This is a genomic window from Bradyrhizobium sp. CCBAU 53351, assembly GCF_015291745.1.
Classification (GTDB): Bacteria; Pseudomonadota; Alphaproteobacteria; order Rhizobiales; family Xanthobacteraceae; genus Bradyrhizobium.
Genome location: NZ_CP030059.1, coordinates 1,922,850 through 1,938,991 on the forward strand (window position 1 = coordinate 1,922,850; position 16,142 = coordinate 1,938,991).

The 16,142-nt window shown below is 65.6% G+C and carries 20 protein-coding genes and 1 tRNA gene; 7 read left to right on the top strand and 14 right to left on the bottom strand.

What is annotated here, in order from left to right:
* Positions 1 to 10: 10 nt before the first annotated feature.
* The 4 genes from XH83_RS09030 to XH83_RS09045 form a co-directional block, all read right to left on the bottom strand.
* On the bottom strand, positions 11 to 517 hold the full coding sequence (locus XH83_RS09030; RefSeq protein WP_194406657.1) for a tyrosine phosphatase family protein: 507 nt from the start codon (positions 515 to 517) through the stop codon (positions 11 to 13).
* A gap of 139 nt (positions 518 to 656) precedes the next feature.
* On the bottom strand, positions 657 to 1,271 hold the full coding sequence (locus XH83_RS09035; RefSeq protein ID WP_194406658.1) for a YfbR-like 5'-deoxynucleotidase: 615 nt from the start codon (positions 1,269 to 1,271) through the stop codon (positions 657 to 659).
* On the bottom strand, positions 1,268 to 1,894 hold the full coding sequence (locus tag XH83_RS09040) for a DNA-3-methyladenine glycosylase I (protein WP_194406659.1): 627 nt from the start codon (positions 1,892 to 1,894) through the stop codon (positions 1,268 to 1,270). Before XH83_RS09040 ends, XH83_RS09035 begins: the two co-directional genes overlap by 4 nt.
* The gene (locus tag XH83_RS09045; RefSeq protein ID WP_194406660.1) at positions 1,891 to 2,766 is read right to left on the bottom strand and encodes a folate-binding protein YgfZ; all 876 of its coding nucleotides are present in this window, start codon (positions 2,764 to 2,766) and stop codon (positions 1,891 to 1,893) included. The genes XH83_RS09040 and XH83_RS09045 overlap by 4 nt, the downstream gene beginning before the upstream one ends.
* A gap of 101 nt (positions 2,767 to 2,867) precedes the next feature.
* On the opposite strand from XH83_RS09045, the gene XH83_RS09050 reads away from it, so the two are divergent.
* The 5 genes from XH83_RS09050 to XH83_RS09070 all read left to right on the top strand — a co-directional run bounded on the left by XH83_RS09050 (position 2,868) and on the right by XH83_RS09070 (position 7,054).
* Positions 2,868 to 4,202, top strand: coding sequence for a dihydroorotase (locus tag XH83_RS09050; protein ID WP_194406661.1), 1,335 nt, complete (start codon positions 2,868 to 2,870; stop codon positions 4,200 to 4,202).
* A 198-nt stretch (positions 4,203 to 4,400) separates the two neighbouring features.
* On the top strand, positions 4,401 to 5,270 hold the full coding sequence (locus tag XH83_RS09055) for a sulfurtransferase (protein WP_194406662.1): 870 nt from the start codon (positions 4,401 to 4,403) through the stop codon (positions 5,268 to 5,270).
* A gap of 111 nt (positions 5,271 to 5,381) precedes the next feature.
* Complete coding sequence (locus tag XH83_RS09060; protein ID WP_194406663.1) at positions 5,382 to 6,071, top strand: RNA polymerase sigma factor; 690 nt, start codon at positions 5,382 to 5,384, stop codon at positions 6,069 to 6,071.
* Between the two features lie 118 nt (positions 6,072 to 6,189).
* The gene (locus XH83_RS09065) at positions 6,190 to 6,723 is read left to right on the top strand and encodes a DUF4142 domain-containing protein (protein WP_194406664.1); all 534 of its coding nucleotides are present in this window, start codon (positions 6,190 to 6,192) and stop codon (positions 6,721 to 6,723) included.
* A 10-nt stretch (positions 6,724 to 6,733) separates the two neighbouring features.
* On the top strand, positions 6,734 to 7,054 hold the full coding sequence (locus tag XH83_RS09070) for a cupredoxin domain-containing protein (protein WP_194406665.1): 321 nt from the start codon (positions 6,734 to 6,736) through the stop codon (positions 7,052 to 7,054).
* A gap of 192 nt (positions 7,055 to 7,246) precedes the next feature.
* Here XH83_RS09070 and XH83_RS09075 read toward each other — a convergent pair whose 3' ends face one another.
* From XH83_RS09075 to XH83_RS09090, 4 genes are all read right to left on the bottom strand, one after another.
* Entirely contained in the window at positions 7,247 to 7,513 is a 267-nt protein-coding gene (locus XH83_RS09075) for a hypothetical protein (RefSeq protein ID WP_028134933.1), read from the bottom strand.
* A gap of 278 nt (positions 7,514 to 7,791) precedes the next feature.
* Positions 7,792 to 8,169 carry a TIGR02301 family protein gene (locus tag XH83_RS09080; RefSeq protein WP_194406666.1) on the bottom strand — a complete coding sequence of 126 codons (378 nt, stop codon included), beginning with the start codon at positions 8,167 to 8,169 and terminating at the stop codon, positions 7,792 to 7,794.
* A 48-nt stretch (positions 8,170 to 8,217) separates the two neighbouring features.
* Complete coding sequence (locus XH83_RS09085; RefSeq protein WP_194406667.1) at positions 8,218 to 8,652, bottom strand: NUDIX hydrolase; 435 nt, start codon at positions 8,650 to 8,652, stop codon at positions 8,218 to 8,220.
* 46 nt (positions 8,653 to 8,698) lie between these two features.
* Positions 8,699 to 9,199, bottom strand: coding sequence for a hypothetical protein (locus XH83_RS09090; RefSeq protein WP_194406668.1), 501 nt, complete (start codon positions 9,197 to 9,199; stop codon positions 8,699 to 8,701).
* 63 nt (positions 9,200 to 9,262) lie between these two features.
* On the opposite strand from XH83_RS09090, the gene XH83_RS09095 reads away from it, so the two are divergent.
* Positions 9,263 to 10,027, top strand: coding sequence for an SOS response-associated peptidase (locus XH83_RS09095; RefSeq protein ID WP_194406669.1), 765 nt, complete (start codon positions 9,263 to 9,265; stop codon positions 10,025 to 10,027).
* A gap of 27 nt (positions 10,028 to 10,054) precedes the next feature.
* Here the strand turns inward: XH83_RS09095 and XH83_RS09100 are convergent, their stop codons facing one another.
* The 6 genes from XH83_RS09100 to XH83_RS09125 form a co-directional block, all read right to left on the bottom strand.
* Positions 10,055 to 11,248: a CaiB/BaiF CoA-transferase family protein gene (locus XH83_RS09100; RefSeq protein ID WP_194406670.1), complete on the bottom strand. Its 1,194-nt coding sequence runs from the start codon at positions 11,246 to 11,248 to the stop codon at positions 10,055 to 10,057.
* Between the two features lie 34 nt (positions 11,249 to 11,282).
* Positions 11,283 to 12,212 carry a glycine reductase gene (locus XH83_RS09105; protein WP_194406671.1) on the bottom strand — a complete coding sequence of 310 codons (930 nt, stop codon included), beginning with the start codon at positions 12,210 to 12,212 and terminating at the stop codon, positions 11,283 to 11,285.
* Between the two features lie 166 nt (positions 12,213 to 12,378).
* Positions 12,379 to 12,960 (bottom strand): NUDIX domain-containing protein, encoded by a 582-nt coding sequence (locus tag XH83_RS09110; RefSeq protein WP_194406672.1) that lies wholly within the window; start codon positions 12,958 to 12,960, stop codon positions 12,379 to 12,381.
* 15 nt (positions 12,961 to 12,975) lie between these two features.
* The gene (locus tag XH83_RS09115; RefSeq protein WP_194406673.1) at positions 12,976 to 13,410 is read right to left on the bottom strand and encodes a GNAT family acetyltransferase; all 435 of its coding nucleotides are present in this window, start codon (positions 13,408 to 13,410) and stop codon (positions 12,976 to 12,978) included.
* Positions 13,407 to 14,834: an FAD-binding oxidoreductase gene (locus XH83_RS09120; protein WP_194406674.1), complete on the bottom strand. Its 1,428-nt coding sequence runs from the start codon at positions 14,832 to 14,834 to the stop codon at positions 13,407 to 13,409. The genes XH83_RS09115 and XH83_RS09120 overlap by 4 nt, the downstream gene beginning before the upstream one ends.
* Before the next feature lie 23 nt (positions 14,835 to 14,857).
* Positions 14,858 to 15,847 carry an L-threonylcarbamoyladenylate synthase gene (locus XH83_RS09125; protein ID WP_194406675.1) on the bottom strand — a complete coding sequence of 330 codons (990 nt, stop codon included), beginning with the start codon at positions 15,845 to 15,847 and terminating at the stop codon, positions 14,858 to 14,860.
* 68 nt (positions 15,848 to 15,915) lie between these two features.
* On the opposite strand from XH83_RS09125, the gene XH83_RS09130 reads away from it, so the two are divergent.
* Positions 15,916 to 15,992 (top strand) — tRNA-Pro (locus XH83_RS09130).
* The last annotated feature ends 150 nt before the right edge of the window (positions 15,993 to 16,142 follow it).

Consider the following 16,142-nt stretch of genomic DNA (forward strand, 5'->3'; position numbering starts at 1 on the left):
ATCGCCTGTGTCATTCGAGCTCGATCACGAAGGGGCGGCCCTCGACCATCATCGCGCCCGGACCGATCTCGTCGAGCGCGCGCAGCATGCGGCCGTTGCGCCCCAAGGCGCGGTCGGCGAGGCCGACGATGCGCCGGTTCGGTGAGGCGATCGGCGAGGCCGCGCGGATCTTTCTGGCGATCTCGAGCTCGTCGCGGTTGGGATTGAGCGCGCAGACCGCCGCGAACGCGCTCGCGGTGGAGCGGCTGATGCCGGCATAGCAATGCACCACCAGCGGTGCGCCGCGGTCCCAGGAGCGCACGAAATTCAGCACCTGGTCGATGTGCCCCTCGGAGGGTGCGACGAAACCGTCCATCTCCTCGGTGATGTCGTCCATCGACACCTTGAGATGATTGGCCGGCAGCACGGAGACCGGCCGGGCCACCTGCTCGACATTGGCCATCACGGTCAGCACATGGCTGGCCTTGGTGAGGCGGACGGTTTCGGGAAGCGCGGCGAGCGAACAGACGTGGATCATGGTGGACCTTTTTGCCGCGATTATAACGAGCGCTCGTAGGGTGGGCAAAGGCGCAAAGTGCCCACCATCTCGCAAATGCGCGCATCTCGCCTGGTTTCGTGGGCACGCTTCGCTTTGACCACCCTACGAAGGGATGATGCTACGCAGACACCGCGCCAAACCGCTCCAGAAACTGCTTCTCGGCCCGCGCCGCGGTCCAGGGCGTGAGATAATCGCGCCGGACGCTGTCGGTGAGGCCGGGATCCTTGCCGAACAGGCGCCGCGCCTCGCTCTCACTGAAGCCGGCAAGCTCGGTCGCTTCCAGATAGGCCGCGCCGCGGTCGGCGGCCTTGATGGCTGATGTGATCTCCTCCGGCAAGTCCGGTGGCAGGCCGAAGCGGATATGGATGGCGCCGAGCAGGCGCTTCTCCACGGCCTTGTAATGGCCGTCGAGCACCGCCTTGAACGGCGAGATCATGTCGCCGATCACGTATTCCGGCGCATCGTGCAGCAGTGCGGCGAGCCGCATGCGCTGATCGGCGCGCGGCATCTCGTGCCGCAGCACGATCTCCACCAGCAGCGTGTGCTGCGCGACCGAGAAGATATGCGCGCCGATGGTCTGGCCATTCCAGCGCGCGACGCGCGCGAGGCCATGCGCGATGTCGGCGATCTCGACGTCGAGCGGGGAGGGATCGAGCAGATCGAGCCGCCGGCCCGACAGCATGCGCTGCCAGGCGCGGGACTGCGCGTCGCGCGCGGTCTTCTTCACGGTCATTTGGACTTGAGACGCGGCTTGCGCGGCGCCTTGCCGCAAGTCGCGTGACAATGGCAGTCGACGAGATGGTCGTTGACCATGCCGGTCGCTTCCATGAAGGCATAGACGATGGTCGGGCCGACGAATTTGAAGCCGCGCGAGGACAGCTCTTTCGAGATCTGGGTCGACAGCGGCGTCGAGGCGGGCACGCTTGCCGTGGTCTTGAAATGGTTGACTTTGGGCTTGCCGTCCATGAAGTCCCACAGCAGCTTCGAGAAGCCCGGACCCTTCTCCATGATGTCGAGATACGATCTCGCGCTCAGGATCGCGCCGTCGATCTTGGCCTTGTTGCGCACGATGCCGGCATCGTTCATCAGCGCGTGGACCTTCTTCTCGTTGTAGCGCGCGATCTTCTCCGGCTGGAAATCGTCGAAGGCTTTGCGGAAATTGTCGCGCTTGCGCAGGATGGTGATCCAGGACAGGCCGGCCTGGAAACCGTCGAGGATCAGCTTCTCGTAGAGCGCGCGGTCGTCATATTCCGGCACGCCCCATTCGGTGTCGTGGTACGCGACATAAAGCGGATCTTCGCCGGGCCAAGGGCAACGCGTCTTTCCGTCGGGATGCAGGCGAGGGGCTCGGCTCATGCGGTGGGCTGCTTCGCGGGGATACGAACGACGTCCGGGTCTGCCAGCTTCAACGCGAGCCCGCCAGCGGTCAGCGGCTGGCCGGCATCGAGCGCCTCGGCGACGCGGTCGATGCGCACCAGGGCAATGCCCTTGCCTTGCGCCGACGAGCCCATGGTGCCGACCGGCTTGTCGCCGGCCATGACGCTGACGCCGGCCTCCGGCGAGAAGTCGTCAAGCAGCACCTTGACGCTGCGGGTGCGTGCGGTGCCGCGATGCTGCATGCGCGAGACGACCTCCTGGCCGACATAGCAGCCCTTGTCGAAATCGACGCCGGCAAGGCGGTCCATGTTGGTCTCGTGCGGAAAGGCGTCGTTGTACGAGAAGTCGAGCCCGCCGCGCGGCACGCCGAGCGCGATGCGGTGCGCCTCGTATTCGGTCGCATCGACAAGCTCGGCCCCGATGAGGTCGGAGAGCTTCTGCTTGAGATCCTCGGGGATCAGGATGCGATAGCCGAGCCCGTCCTGGCGCGGATCGGCGAACGCAAGATCGGGCTGGGCCGCTGGCTGGCCATCCCAGGCGCCGAGCACGCCGAGATCGAGGTTTTCCACCGTGACCTTGGCGCGCAGCTTGTAGAATTTCAGCTTGGTGGCGAGGCTATCCGCCAGCGCTTTCGGGCAGTCGAGCAGGAACCCGCCGCCATGGCCTGCGGGCACCTCGGTGATCAGGAAATCGACGATGATCTTGCCCTGCGGCGTCAGCAGCGCGCCGAATCGCCCCAGGCCCGGCTTCAACCTGTCGACGTCGGTCGTGACCAGGCCGTTGAGGAAGTTGCGCGCATCCTCGCCCGCGACCTTGACCACGCCCCGGTCGGGAAGAAACGCTGATTTCATGCGAAAATCTCTTGCGACATGTTGCTCCGGAACGTAAGCCCGCGAGGCATAAACGACAAGACCTCGAGCCCTGCGCTTGGGGACGAGAGAGGCCTTCAGCCATGACCCAACGCTTCGATGTGATCCTCAAGAATGGCACCGTCGTCAACCAGGACGGCGAGGGTGTTCGCGATATCGGCATCACCAAGGGCCGCATCGCCGAACTGGGTCCGCTGTCGCAGGCCTCCGCCGCGGAGGTGATCGACTGCAAGGGCCTGCACATCCTGCCCGGCGTGATGGACACCCAGGTGCATTTCCGCGAGCCCGGGCTGGAGCAGAAGGAAGACCTCGAGACAGGCTCGCGCAGCGCCGCGATGGGCGGCGTCACCGCCGTGTTCGAGATGCCGAACACCTCGCCGCTCACCGTGACCGAGGCCACCTTCACCGACAAGGTGAAGCGCGCCCATCACCGCATGCATTGCGATTTCGCCTTCTTCATCGGCGGCACCCGCGAGAACGTGCAGGACCTGCCGGTGCTGGAGCGCGCGCCCGGCTGCGCCGGCGTCAAAGTGTTCATCGGCTCCTCGACCGGTGCGCTCCTCGTGGAGGACGACGAAAGCCTGCGCCGCATTTTTCAGGTAATCCGCCGCCGCGCCGCCTTCCATGCCGAGGATGAGTACCGTCTCAACGATCGCAAATCTCTGCGTCTCGAAGGCGATCCGCGCTCGCATCCGGTCTGGCGCGACGAAACCGCGGCGCTGATGGCCACGCAGCGCCTGGTCAAGCTCGCGCACGAGACCGGCAAGCGCATCCACGTGCTGCACATCTCGACCAAGGAAGAGATCGAGTTCCTCAGGGATCACAAGGACGTCGCCTCTTGCGAGGCGACGCCGCATCATCTCACGCTGGTCGCGCCGGAATGCTATGAGCGCCTCGGCACGCTGGCGCAGATGAACCCGCCGGTGCGCGGCGCCGATCACCGTGCTGGCATCTGGCGCGGCATCGAGCAGGGCATCATCGACGTGCTTGGCTCCGACCACGCTCCGCATACGCTGGAGGAGAAGCAGAAGACCTATCCCGCCTCGCCCTCCGGCATGACCGGCGTGCAGACGCTGGTGCCGCTGATGCTCGACCACGTCAACGCGGGCCGGCTCTCCCTGGCGCGCTTCGTCGACCTGACCAGCGCCGGCCCCGCGCGTCTCTACAACATGGCCTGCAAGGGCCGCATCGCCGCGGGCTACGACGCCGACTTCACGGTCGTCGACCTCAAGCGCAGCGAAACCATCACCAACAAATGGGTCGCGTCGAAGGCAGGCTGGACCCCCTATGACGGCCTGCGTGTCACAGGCTGGCCCGTCGGCACGTTTGTCCGCGGCCGCCGCGTGATGTGGCAGGGCGAGCTGGTGACACCATCGCAGGGCGAGCCGGTGCGGTTTCTGGAGACGCTGACGCAGTAGGACGCTTCGGTCGGGGACGAACGCACCATCCCCGTCCTTGCGAGGAGCCCTTGCGACGAAGCAATCCAGCGTCCCTCCGCGGAAAGATTCCGGATTGCTTCGCGGAGCCTGTCATCGGGCCGCGCTTCGCGCGGACCCGGTGGCTCGCAATGACGAGAGGAGAGAGCTACACTTCCTTTCGAACGGGAGTGCATTCCGATGTCAGAGCCAGCCGCCCTCATCACCACCGACCAGCTCGCCGCCATCCTCGGCGATCCCAACCTCCGCCTCTACGACTGCACGACCTATAACGAACCCGTCCCGCCGGGCAGCGACGTGCCGTATCGCGCGGTCCCCGGCGACAAGACCTTCGCGGCCGGCCACATCCCCGGCGCCGATTTCCTCGACCTGCAGGGCGAGTTCTCCGACGCCTCGTCGCAACAGTTCTTCATGATGCCTGACGTGGCCCAGCTCGAGGCCGCCTTCGGCCGCCACGGCCTCGATGCCGGCAAGACCATCGTGCTCTACAGCATCGGCACCATGATGTGGGCGACGCGGTTCTGGTGGATGCTGCGCTCGCTCGGCGTCGATGCGCAGGTGCTCGACGGCGGCTTCGACAAATGGAAGGAGGAGGGACGCCCAATCGAGACTGGCATACCGAAAGGCTATCCCGCGACGACCTTCAAGGCCACGCCGCGCGCGGATTTCTTCGTCGACAAGACCGCCGTGAAGGCGCGGATCGGCGATCCCGCGACGGTGATCGTCAACGCGCTCGGTCCGCAATTTCATCGCGGCCTCGAGCCGAGCCGCTACGGCCGGCCCGGCCGTGTGCCCGGCAGCGTCAACGTATCGGCCGCGACGCTCGTCAATGCCGACAAGACCTTGACGACGCTCGCCGACGCCGAAGCCAAATTCACAGCTGCCGGCGTCACGCGCGACAAGAACGTGATCCTCTATTGCGGCGGCGGCATCTCGGCGACGATCGACCTCTTCCTGCTGACGCAGCTCGGCTACGACAGGCTGACGCTCTACGACGCCTCGATGGGCGAATGGGCGAGGGACCCGGCACTGCCGATCGAGACGGATTAGGTGTGCTTGGCTACCCCTGGAGGGGCTCTCCAGGCGAGTGTAAGAAATCCGGGAACCTTTCCCCTGGGCCTGCATCCGATGTCCGGAACCAATGGAGATAAGGCAGCCACCATGCAAGGGACCGCAGCCGGCCTGTCGGCCGGTGCCAGGACATCGGAAACCGAGCTGATCGAGCGCGCGCGGCGCCGAGACGAAGCCGCATTGCGCGAGATCATGCAGGGCAACAACCGCAGGCTCTATCGCCTCGCCCGCGGCATTCTGCGCAGCGACAGTGAGGCCGAGGACGTGGTGCAGGAAACCTATGTCCGCGCCTTCACGCATCTCGACGGCTTTCTTGGTACGTCGGCGCTGTCGACCTGGTTGTCGCGCATTGCCATCAACGAAGCGCTAGGGCGCCTGCGCAGCCGGAGGCCGCAGGTCGAGCTGGGATCGGTGCCGGAGGCAACGCTAGAAGCACAGATCATCAAGTTCCCCCTTTCGTCCGCCGCAACCGATCCGGAAAGATCCATGGCTCAACGCGAAATCCAGCGCGTCGTCGAACACGCGGTCGACGAATTGCCCGACGCCTTCCGCATGGTCTTCATCGCGCGGGTGATGGAGGGGATGAGCATGGAGGAGACGGCCGAGCTGCTCGGCATCAAGCCCGAGACCGTGAAGACGCGTTTGCATCGTGCGCGCGCCCTGCTGCGCGAGAACGTCGAGAAAAAGATCGGCCCCGTCGTGATGGACGCCTTTCCGTTTGCCGGGCAGCGTTGCGAACGCCTGACGGAGGCTGTGCTCAAACGCCTCGGCATCGGCTGATTGGCATCTGTTGATTGGCGTCGGCGCGTCATTTTTCGGGAACGTTTGCGCGAAACTGCCATCCAATCCCTGTGACGCAACGCGCCGGGCAATGCCGGCACCACAGGAGCACCAAGCCATGTTCACCCGACGGAGCGCGGCGATCGCCGCGGCCATTCTGTTGTCGAGCCCCGCGCTGCTGCAAGGCGCCAGCGCCGCCGACAAGCCCACCGATCCGCAGATCGCCCATATCGCCTACACCGCTGGCGTGATCGACATCAACGCGGCCAAGCAGGCGCAGAAGAAGGCCAAGAGCAAGGACGTGAAGGCGTTCGCTGAGGACATGCTGCGTGACCACGAGGCCGTCAACAAGCAGGCGCTCGCGCTGGTCAAGAAGCTGAACGTCACCCCTGAAGACAACGACACCAGCAAGGCGCTGTCCAAGCAGGCGAGCGACAAGCTGGCCGAGCTCGACAAGCTGAGCGGTGCTGCCTTCGACAAGGCCTATGTCGCCAACGAGGTCGCCTACCACAAGGCGGTCAACGGCGCGCTGGAGACGCAGCTGATTCCGTCGGCGAGCAACGCCGAGCTGAAGAGCCTGCTGCAGACCGGCCTGAAGATCTTCCAGGGCCATCAGCAGCACGCCGAACATGTCGCGGCCGAGCTGAAATAGGGAGTGTGCGATGATGTCGGGGCGGCTGACTTCGTTTCCCATCGCGCTTGTCTTCGCCGCGATGGTCGTCCCGGCGCACGCCGCGACGATCGAGATCACGATGGAGAACCTCGTGATCTCGCCGGCTGAGGTGTCGGCCAAAGTCGGCGATACCGTCAGCTGGATCAACAAGGACGTCTTCGCCCATACCGCCACCGCGAAGAACGGTGATTTCGACGTGAAGTTGCCGCCCAAGGCATCGGCGACGTCAGTTCTGAAAAAGGTGGGAACGGTCGAATATTACTGCCGCTATCATCCCAACATGAAAGCGACGCTCAAGATCGAGCCGTGAGGGGGAGGGAGCGCATTCCCGACTCCGTCAGGAACATCTCCCGGCCATTGCGAGACTAATGCTTGTCGGGGGCAAGCGGCTTCCGTGCGATAAAGCCGGCAGACTTTTGCGAAGCCTTTCGGCCAAATCTCTTCGCAAAGTCATTCATCCGTTGACTGGCCCCGCCCAAGCGGCGGGGTCATTTTCGGAAGCCTACTGCCTGCAGATGTCGACCGAGAATTCGCCGTTGCGGATACGGCCGGGGAAGCCTTCGACGAATTTGGCGACCGCGTCCTCGCCATAGGTGCCGACGAGCTCGGCAAAGGCCGCGAACAGGCTCGCCTGTGCCAGGCAGTCGCCGTCCACGCCGTCATGGCGCGCTTCGGCCCAAGCCTCGTTGAGATAGCTCAGTGCGGCCTGTTTCTGCTCGTGATCGGGCAGCGGCGCGCGGGCGGGGGCGTAGGAAATCGGCTGGCTCATGAAACTCGATCAGGGCTGGGGCGCGATCCACGGCGATGCGCTGTGCGAGAGGTGTAGCACGGGCGTTAACGACCGCTAGGCCACATCTTTAGGAACGGTTAACGGCTGTGTACAAAGTCGATGACAGAGTTCCGGCCCGGCTGTCATTCCGGGGCGCGACGAAGTCGCGAGCTATGGTGCGTAATTGCGCACCTGAGAATCCATCGCGCTACAGAGTCGGTGGATGAATGGATTCCGGGCTCGCGCTGCGCTCGCCCCGGAATGACACGAGGAGAGAACTAGTTCGCGTAACGCGCCGTCAGATCCCGCGAGATCTTCGAGCCTTCCTCGATATAGCGGCGGATCGCCACCGTCGCGGCCGGCGTGCAGCTGCGGTAGGTCTGCTGGAAGCCGTTATAGCCGCGGTTGAAACCGGCGATCATGCGGGTGCGGCGCTCCCCGGAGGGGGTTTCGGCATCGATCAGCGCCTGCATTTCGTTGCGCCATTTGTTGCCCTCGTTGGACCCGCAGACGCCGCGCAGATAGTGCAGCCCGCCGAGGATCTCGGCCAGCCGCTGCAAATCGGCGTCGAACGGCGCCGCCACGTCCTGGGCCCGAATGGGTCCGGAGGCGCAGGCGAGAATCAGGACAAAAATGGCCAGAAATCGCGTGGACATCGGCGGGGTGTATGCCCCCTCGAGGCGGTGGACGCAAGGCGGGGGCGCTCAGGGGCCAATCAGCCGCGCGGCGGACTGGATCACCTCTTCCAGCCCCCCGGTCAGCTTGAGGTCGGTAAGGCTCGCCAGGGCGCTAGGGGAGATCCAGCGGTAATCGTCGAGCTCGTCGTTGAGGGACGGCTCCCTGGCCACCCAGCGGGCGGCAAACGACATGATCAGATAATGGCCGGCGCCGGGCGCGGCCGGCAGCACCTCGCGCCAGCCGGCAAGGCCTGCGACGGCAATGTCGAGCCCGGTCTCCTCATCGACCTCGCGCTTAAGCGCCTGGTGCAGCGATTCGCCGAACTCGACCCGGCCGCCGGGCAGCGAATAGAACCCCTTCGCCGGCGAACGGGCGCGACGGGTCAGCAGCACCTTGCCGTCGCGGAAAATCGCGGCACTCACGGCAAGCTGGGGGTGGGTGGGCTGGACGACCGACGCCATTTCTTACGAGACCTGTTTTACAGGACTGGTTCCTACAGGAATTGGCTCAGTTCGCCATGATGGTATCGACGTCGGCTTCGGCGCCGCCGTGGATGATACCGCCGCAGGCCGCGATCAGCGGCTTGACCCAGAGCGCGGCCTGCTCGGCGAGGCGGATCCGCGTCGTGTCCTTCTCGACCTCGCGCATGGCCGTGCCGACCGCGGTCAGGATCGAGGTCATGGTATCCGTGAGGTGGTCGAACTGGGCGCGCACGTTGGGATCGGCCTTCTCATAGGCTTCGATGGCGAGGTCGCGCGCCTTGAAATTCGACGCCGTGAAATGCTCGGCATAGGACAGGGGCGACCAGGTCAAAAAATCCTCGGCGCATTCCGGCATGTCCGGAACCATTTCCAGCAGCATCACGGCTTCATTGAAATGGTTGAGATAGTCAGTGGCAAGCCCGGTCCGCGGGTTGATATTGGCCACGCGCAGCCGCTCGGCCCAGGCGGCGGCCTCGGGGCCCGTCTGTACATGCGTCCGCGCGGGTTGGGAGGCCGTTGAGCTCATCTGCCACAGTGTTAACGTTCGGGGTTAAAAGGACCTGAACGGACCCTATATAGACGCCCTGAGATGTGTGGACGCTTCGTCATAACTTCGGCCCCCGCGGCTTTGCGGCAACTGTTCGGCTATGTCGAGCAGCCGAATTTCCCGCCTCGGTACAATGTCGCGCCGACACAACCGATTCCGGTCGTGCTGGTCGAGAACGGCGCGCGGCATTTCCGGCTGATGCGCTGGGGATTGCTGCCCGGCTGGGTCAAGGATCCCAAGAGCTTTACCCTCCTGATCAATGCCCGCTCGGAGACGATCCTCGAGAAGCCCGCATTCAAGCGGGCGATTCGCCGGCGGCGCGGCCTGATCCCGGCCGATGGCTATTACGAATGGAAGGTGGAGGACGGCCGCAAGCAGCCCTTCTTCATCCACCGCGCCGACGGCGCGCCGCTTGGCTTCGCTGCGGTGTTCGAGACCTGGGCCGGCCCGAACGGCGAGGAGCTTGACACCGTCGCGATCGTCACGGCCGCGGCGGGCGAGGATCTCGCCGCGCTGCATGACCGCGTGCCCGTCACCATCGGCGAGCGCGATGTCGAACGCTGGCTCGACATCAAAGGCGACGATGTCGATTCGATCCTGCCGCTGCTCGCCGCCCCACGCATCGGCGAATTCGCCTGGCACCCCGTCTCCACCCGCGTCAACCGCGTCGCCAATGACGACGAGCAGCTGCTCTTGCCGGTCAGTGCGGAGGAGATGGCGGCGGAAGCTGAAGCGGCCAAGCCGAAGAAGGCGGCGCGGAAGGTTACTGCTGCATCATCGGATGACGGACAGGGCTCGTTGTTCTAATCACTGCCACCCTGCGGCAGCGGTGTTTTAAACGATCTCCCTCGCCCTCAACGCCGCAATCTCGGCGGCATCGAATCCCAGCTCGTCCAGCACCGCATCCGTATCGGCGCCCAGCTCCGGCGCCATCCGGTCCAGCCGGCCGCCGCCATGGGCGAGCTTGAAGCCGCTGCCGGCAAAGCGCAGCCGGCCGTAGGGCGTGTCGAGTTCCTGGATCGCGCCGCGCGCCTTGATTTGCGGATGGTCGATGACTTCCTCGACCTTCCAGATGCTGGCGCAAGGCGCGCCGGCGTCTTCCAGAATGGTCTCCCATTCGCGCGCAGGCCTCGCCGCAAGCGCCTCCTCGATGATGGCGCGCAAGGCCGGCTCGTTCTCGTTGCGCGAGAACCAGTCGGCAAAGCGTGGGTCGCTCAGCGTGTCTTCGCGGCCGAGCGCGGACATCAGCGCGCGATACTGCTTCTCGTTGTTGACGGCGAGCAGGATATGGCCGTCGCCGCATTTGAACAGGTTTGCCGTGGTCCGGCGGCTCACCGCCTGGTTGCCCGACAGTTGCTGGCGATGTCCCGCGACCGACCAGTCCGCGATCTGCCCGGAGAGGAAGGCCATTGTCGCCTCCAGCATGGAGACGTCGATGAGCTGTCCCTTGCCGGTGCGGTCGCGCTGGTAGAGCGCGCTCGAGACGCCGAAGGCAGCGGTCGCGCCCGAGAGCACGTCGCACACCGCAAAGCCCGCGCGCGTCGGCCCGGTCTCGGGATGGCCGGTGATCGCCATGATGCCCGACAGCGCCTGCATCTTGCCGTCATAGCCGGGCCGCAAACGATCCGGGCCGGTCTGGCCAAAACCCGACACCGCGCAATAGATCAGTTTTGGATTGATCGCCGAAAGCGCCTCGTAGCCGATGCCGAGCTTGTCCATCACGCCCGGGCGGAAATTCTCCATCACGACGTCGACGGTCGCGGCAAGCTTCTTCACGATCGCGATCGCCTCCGGCTTCTGCAGATCGAGCGTCAGGCTGCGCTTGTTGCCGTTGATCGCCTGGAACGCCGGTGCCAGCCCGCGCTCGGCCCATTCGCGTGAGAGCGGCGTGCGGCGCATGTCCTCGCCCTCGCGCCGCTCGACCTTGATGACGTCGGCCCCGAGCAGCGCGAGCTGGTAGCTCGCATAGGGGCCGGCCAGCACTTGCGTGAAATCCAGGATCTTCACGCCCTCGAACGGTCGCGTCACGTCGTTCTCCCGATAATTATTGTTCCTGGAGCCGTCAGGCGGCGCGGTTGCCGCGCGCGATCTCCTTCTGCTTGTCGAACTCGGCGCGGCGGCGTGCCAGTTCTTCCGGAGAGAGCTGCGCGACGTTGTTGTAGTCGAGCTTCCAGGAGGCGTCCTCGCTCCAGCGCAGCGGCGACTGCATCGTCGTCTGCGGGCCGCTCGCGGTCTCCAGCAGCTGAAGCGCCAGCTCCAGCGTCTGCGCCTGCGAGGCGACGTCGTGCGGCTTGCCGGCGGAATTGCCGAGCGGGAAGTCGGAGAACAGGAAGCGCGGCGCGGCCGCGTGCTCGATGATGTCCTTGGCGCAACCCATGATCACGGTCGGGATGCCGCCGGCCTCGAGATGCCGCGCCACCAGCGCCGTGGTCTGGTGGCAGACCGGGCAGTTCGGCACCAGCACCGCGACGTCGACCTTATCGGCAAGGCAGCGCGCCAGAATTTCCGGTGCATCGGTGTCGAGCGTGACGCGGTGGCTGCGGTTGGTCGGCGCGCCGAAGAAGCGCGGGGCAACCTCGCCGATCCGGCCCGCCGCGCTCGCCTTCAACAGCTGCGGCAGCGGAAACCAGGTGCCGTTGTCGGTGGCGCTGGTGTGCTTGCGGTCGTAGCCGATATGCGAGATGCGCAGGTCGTGCTCTCTCGACGTGTCGCCGTCATAGACCTGGTAGAACTTCGCGCTGCCATTATAAGCCGCGCCCGGCCCCTGGTCGCCCTTGGCGGGATCGTAGGGCGCGGCGGTGGTGATGATGGTCACGCGCGACTTCGCCAGCGGCTTCTTCAGCGGCTGGAACGGCGCTGCAGTGTAATGCGCCCAGCGATACGCCGTGGTGTAGCCGATCGCCGCGTAATATTCGCGCGTGCGCTGCATGTAGGGGATGGGAGAATCATAGTCGGGCGCAAAGCCGAATTCGTCGTCGCGCGGCGCGGTCATGGGCGCGTCTCCTGGTTCTTGGTTGGCGACAGACTAGAGATAGTTTTGGGGGTGCTCAACAGGGGAGCGGGGCAGCGCAGGGCTGAATTGCATGTGAGGATGCTGCGGCATCGGTGCTGCCACTTACCCTCCCCTGGAGGGGCCCCTCCAGGGGAGGGTAAGAAGCTCACCTGAACACGTGCAGCGCCGCGTATTGCAGCAGCATGATGGCCTTGGCGTCGATGATGCGGCCGTCAGTGATCATCGCCAGGGCCTCGTCGATCGAGAGCTCCAGCACCTCGATGTCCTCGCCCTCGTGCTCGAGGCCGCCGCCGTCGCTGACCCGCATCTCCGGCTCGTACTCGGCGACGAAGAAATGCAGTTTCTCGGTGATGGCGCCCGGGCTCATGAACGCCTCGAACACCTTGTGGACGTGATGCAGGCGATACCCGGTCTCTTCCTCCGCCTCGGCGCGGATGCGCTCCTCGGGCTCGGCATTATCCAAAACGCCGGCGGCCGCCTCGATCAACAGGTCGTCGTAGCCGCGTATGAAGGCCGGCAGGCGGAATTGCTTCACCAGGATCACGGTGCGCCGCGCGAGATTATACGGCAGCACGGCGGCGGCGTTGTCGCGCTCATAGGTCTCGCGATGCTGCGTTTGCCATTCGCCGCTGGCGCGCCGGTACTCGAACGTGGTGTTCTTGAGCGTGGTCCAATTGTTCGAGAGCACGCGGACGTCCTTGATGCGGACGCGGTCGGAAACGGTCATGATCTTCTTCCGGAACTAGGTGGGAGTGCGGCCGTCGAGCCACTTCTGGAACATCACGGAGGTCGATAGCTCGAAGCCCAGCGAGCCGTAGAACGCATTGGCCGCTTCGTTCTCGCGGCGGACCAGGAGCTGCAGCTTCGAAATTCCGGCCGCGCGCAGCCACTCCTCGGCCGCCGCCATGATGAGGCGGCCGAAGCCGCGCTTCTGGCAGTCTGGATCGACCGCGACATAATAGACCCAGCCACGATGGCCATCATGGCCGACCATGATTGTCGCCACGATCGCGCCGCCCTCGCGGCCGATCAGCACGGTGGAATTGTCGCGCCGCCGCGCCAGGGCGATGTCGGCATGCGGATCGTTCCAGGGCCGCGTCAGGCCGCAGCGCTGCCACAGCGCCACCACCGGTTCGACGTCGGCATCGGTGATCGCGGAGATCGCGAGCGCACTCACAGCACCTTCCCCGGATTCATGATGCCCTGCGGATCGAGCATCGCCTTGATCGCGCGCATCAGCTCGATCGCGGTCTTGTCCTTGACGTCGGGCAGCTCGTCGCGCTTGAGCACGCCGATGCCGTGCTCGGCGGAGATCGAGCCGCCCATGCGCAGCACGATCTCGAACACCACGGCGTTCACATCGTGCCAGCGCGCCAAATAATCGGCGGTGTCGGCGCCGACCGGCTGACTGACATTGTAATGCAGATTGCCGTCGCCGAGATGGCCGAACGGCACCGGCCGCGCGCCCGGGATCAGCTTCACCACGGCGGCATCTGCCTCGGCGATGAAGGCGGGCACGGCGGCGACGGGCACCGAGATGTCGTGCTTGATCGAGCCGCCCTCGGGCTTCTGCGCCGCTGACATCTCCTCGCGCAGCTTCCAGAAATTGTTGCGCTGGGCAAGGCTCGCCGCGATCACGGCGTCGTCGACGATCTCCTCTTCCATGGCGCGGGCCAGGATCGTCTCCAGCGGCGTGCGGGCGTCGTCGCCGGGCGAGGACAATTCCATCAGCACGTACCAGGGATGTTTCTCCGCGAGCGGATCGCGCACGTCGATGCCGTGCCGCACCGAGAAGTCGACGGCCATCTCCGACAGCAGCTCAAAGCTCGTCAGCGCATTGGCGGCTTCGCCCTGCGCGATCGTCAGCAGCTTCAAGGCCGCAGCCGGCGACTTCAGCCCGACATAGGCGGTCTCGACCGCTCGCGGCTTCGGAAACAGTTTCAGGGTCGCCGCGGTGATGATGCCGAGCGTGCCTTCGGCGCCGATGAAGAGATTGTGCAGATTGTAGCCGGTGTTGTCCTTTTTCAGCTTCGAGAGCGTATTGAGGACGCGCCCGTCAGCGAGCACGACCTCGAGCCCCAATGCCATCTCGCGCGCGACGCCATAGGCGAGCGCGGCGGTGCCGCCGGCATTGGTCGAGAGATTGCCACCGATGGTGCAGCTGCCTTCCGCGCCCAGCGACAGCGGAAACAGCCGGTCCACGTCGGAGGCCTTTTGCTGCGCCACCTGCAGCACGACGCCGGCCTCACACGTCATGGTATTGGAGGCAGTGTCGACCTCGCGGATCTTGTCGAGCCTGCGCAGCGACACCACGACCTCGCCATTGTGCGGGGTCTGGCCGCCGACGAGCCCGGTGTTGCCGCCCTGCGGCACCAGCGCGATCCTGTGCGCGGAGGCGAGCTTGCAGATGTCGGAGACTTCGGCCGTCGAGCCCGGGCGCAGCACCAGCGGCGAGCGGCCGTGGAACAGATTGCGCTCCTCGGTGACGTAGGGCTGGATATCGTTGGCATCGGTGATCGCGTGACGCTCGCCGACGATCTCACGAAATTGCTCGATCAGCTCGGGCGCAAGCGGCGGGACGGCGGGTGTGTTGACGTTCATTGTCGTGTCTCTTCTCAAGCTTCTCAGCGCGCAACCGCCGCCCGGCGCAACCGGTCGTTGATCGCTTCACCCAAATCTTCCTCGGGGATCGCCATCACCGCAATCGCCCGCGGGCCCTTCGCATCGAGCTCGCGAAGATAGCCGAACAGATTGGCGGCGGCTTCATCGAGATCAGAGGTGGGCGACAAATTCATGACAGCGGCGGCGGCCTCCATGCCGGGTAGGCGTGCAGGACCGAACGCCAGCAGCGCTTCGCTTGGCGCCACGTCCTGCGCTTTCAGCCGCACAGGCGCGCGCGGCGCGTAATGCGAGGCCAGCATGCCCGGCGCCAGCGGCTGGCTGTCGCCGATTTCGGCCTCCACCGGCGGCCGCGCCAGGGGCTCGCCGAGCACCGCCTCGATCCGCTCGCGCGACAGCCCGCCGGGCCGCAGCAGCATCGCGGTCTCGAAGCAGCCGACGATGGTCGATTCGACGCCGACCGCGACGGGCCCGCCGTCGACGATCAGGTCGATCCGCCCTGACAGGTCGCTCTCGACATGGGCGGCCAGTGTCGGCGAGACGTGGCCGGAGATGTTGGCGGACGGTGCCACCACCGCCCCGCCGAAGGCGCGCAGGATCGCCTGCGCGACCGGGTGGGCGGGAATGCGGATCGCGACCGTGTCGAGGCCAGCGGTGGCGAGATCCGCCACCGGGCAGTTCTCCGTCTTCGGCACCACCAGCGTCAGCGGCCCCGGCCAGAACGCCTCGGCAAGCTTCAACGCGCGCGCGTCGAACCGCCCGATCCGGCGCGCGGCGGCGATATCAGGCACATGGGCAATAAGCGGATTGAACGCCGGCCGCCCCTTGGCGGCGTAGAGATGGGCAATCGCGGTGGCGTTGGCGGCATCCGCCCCAAGCCCGTAGACCGTCTCGGTCGGAAACGCGACCAGCCCGCCGGCCGCCAGCCGCCGGGCGGCAGCCTCCGCGCCGGCCGCACCGGCCGGTAAAATCAGCGTTTCAACACCCGTTTTCACAGGGACAAAATTCCTCATCTCGGCCGCTTGCGGTGCGCCAAACCCGACGCTATAAGCCGGCCTCTTGTCGGAGTGTGGCTCAGCCCGGTAGAGCACTGCGTTCGGGACGCAGGGGTCGCAGGTTCGAATCCTGCCACTCCGACCATTCTTCCAAAAGTTGACGTTTTCCAGAGGCTTGGCAGACCGGCTGTCAGCGCCTCGGAGCGCCTTTCTGCTACGATTTCGGGATCGGGTCCACGGCCGATTTGGCGGGGCAGGGCGGCTTGCTGCGGCGGCATGGCATGAAGCTTTGCAC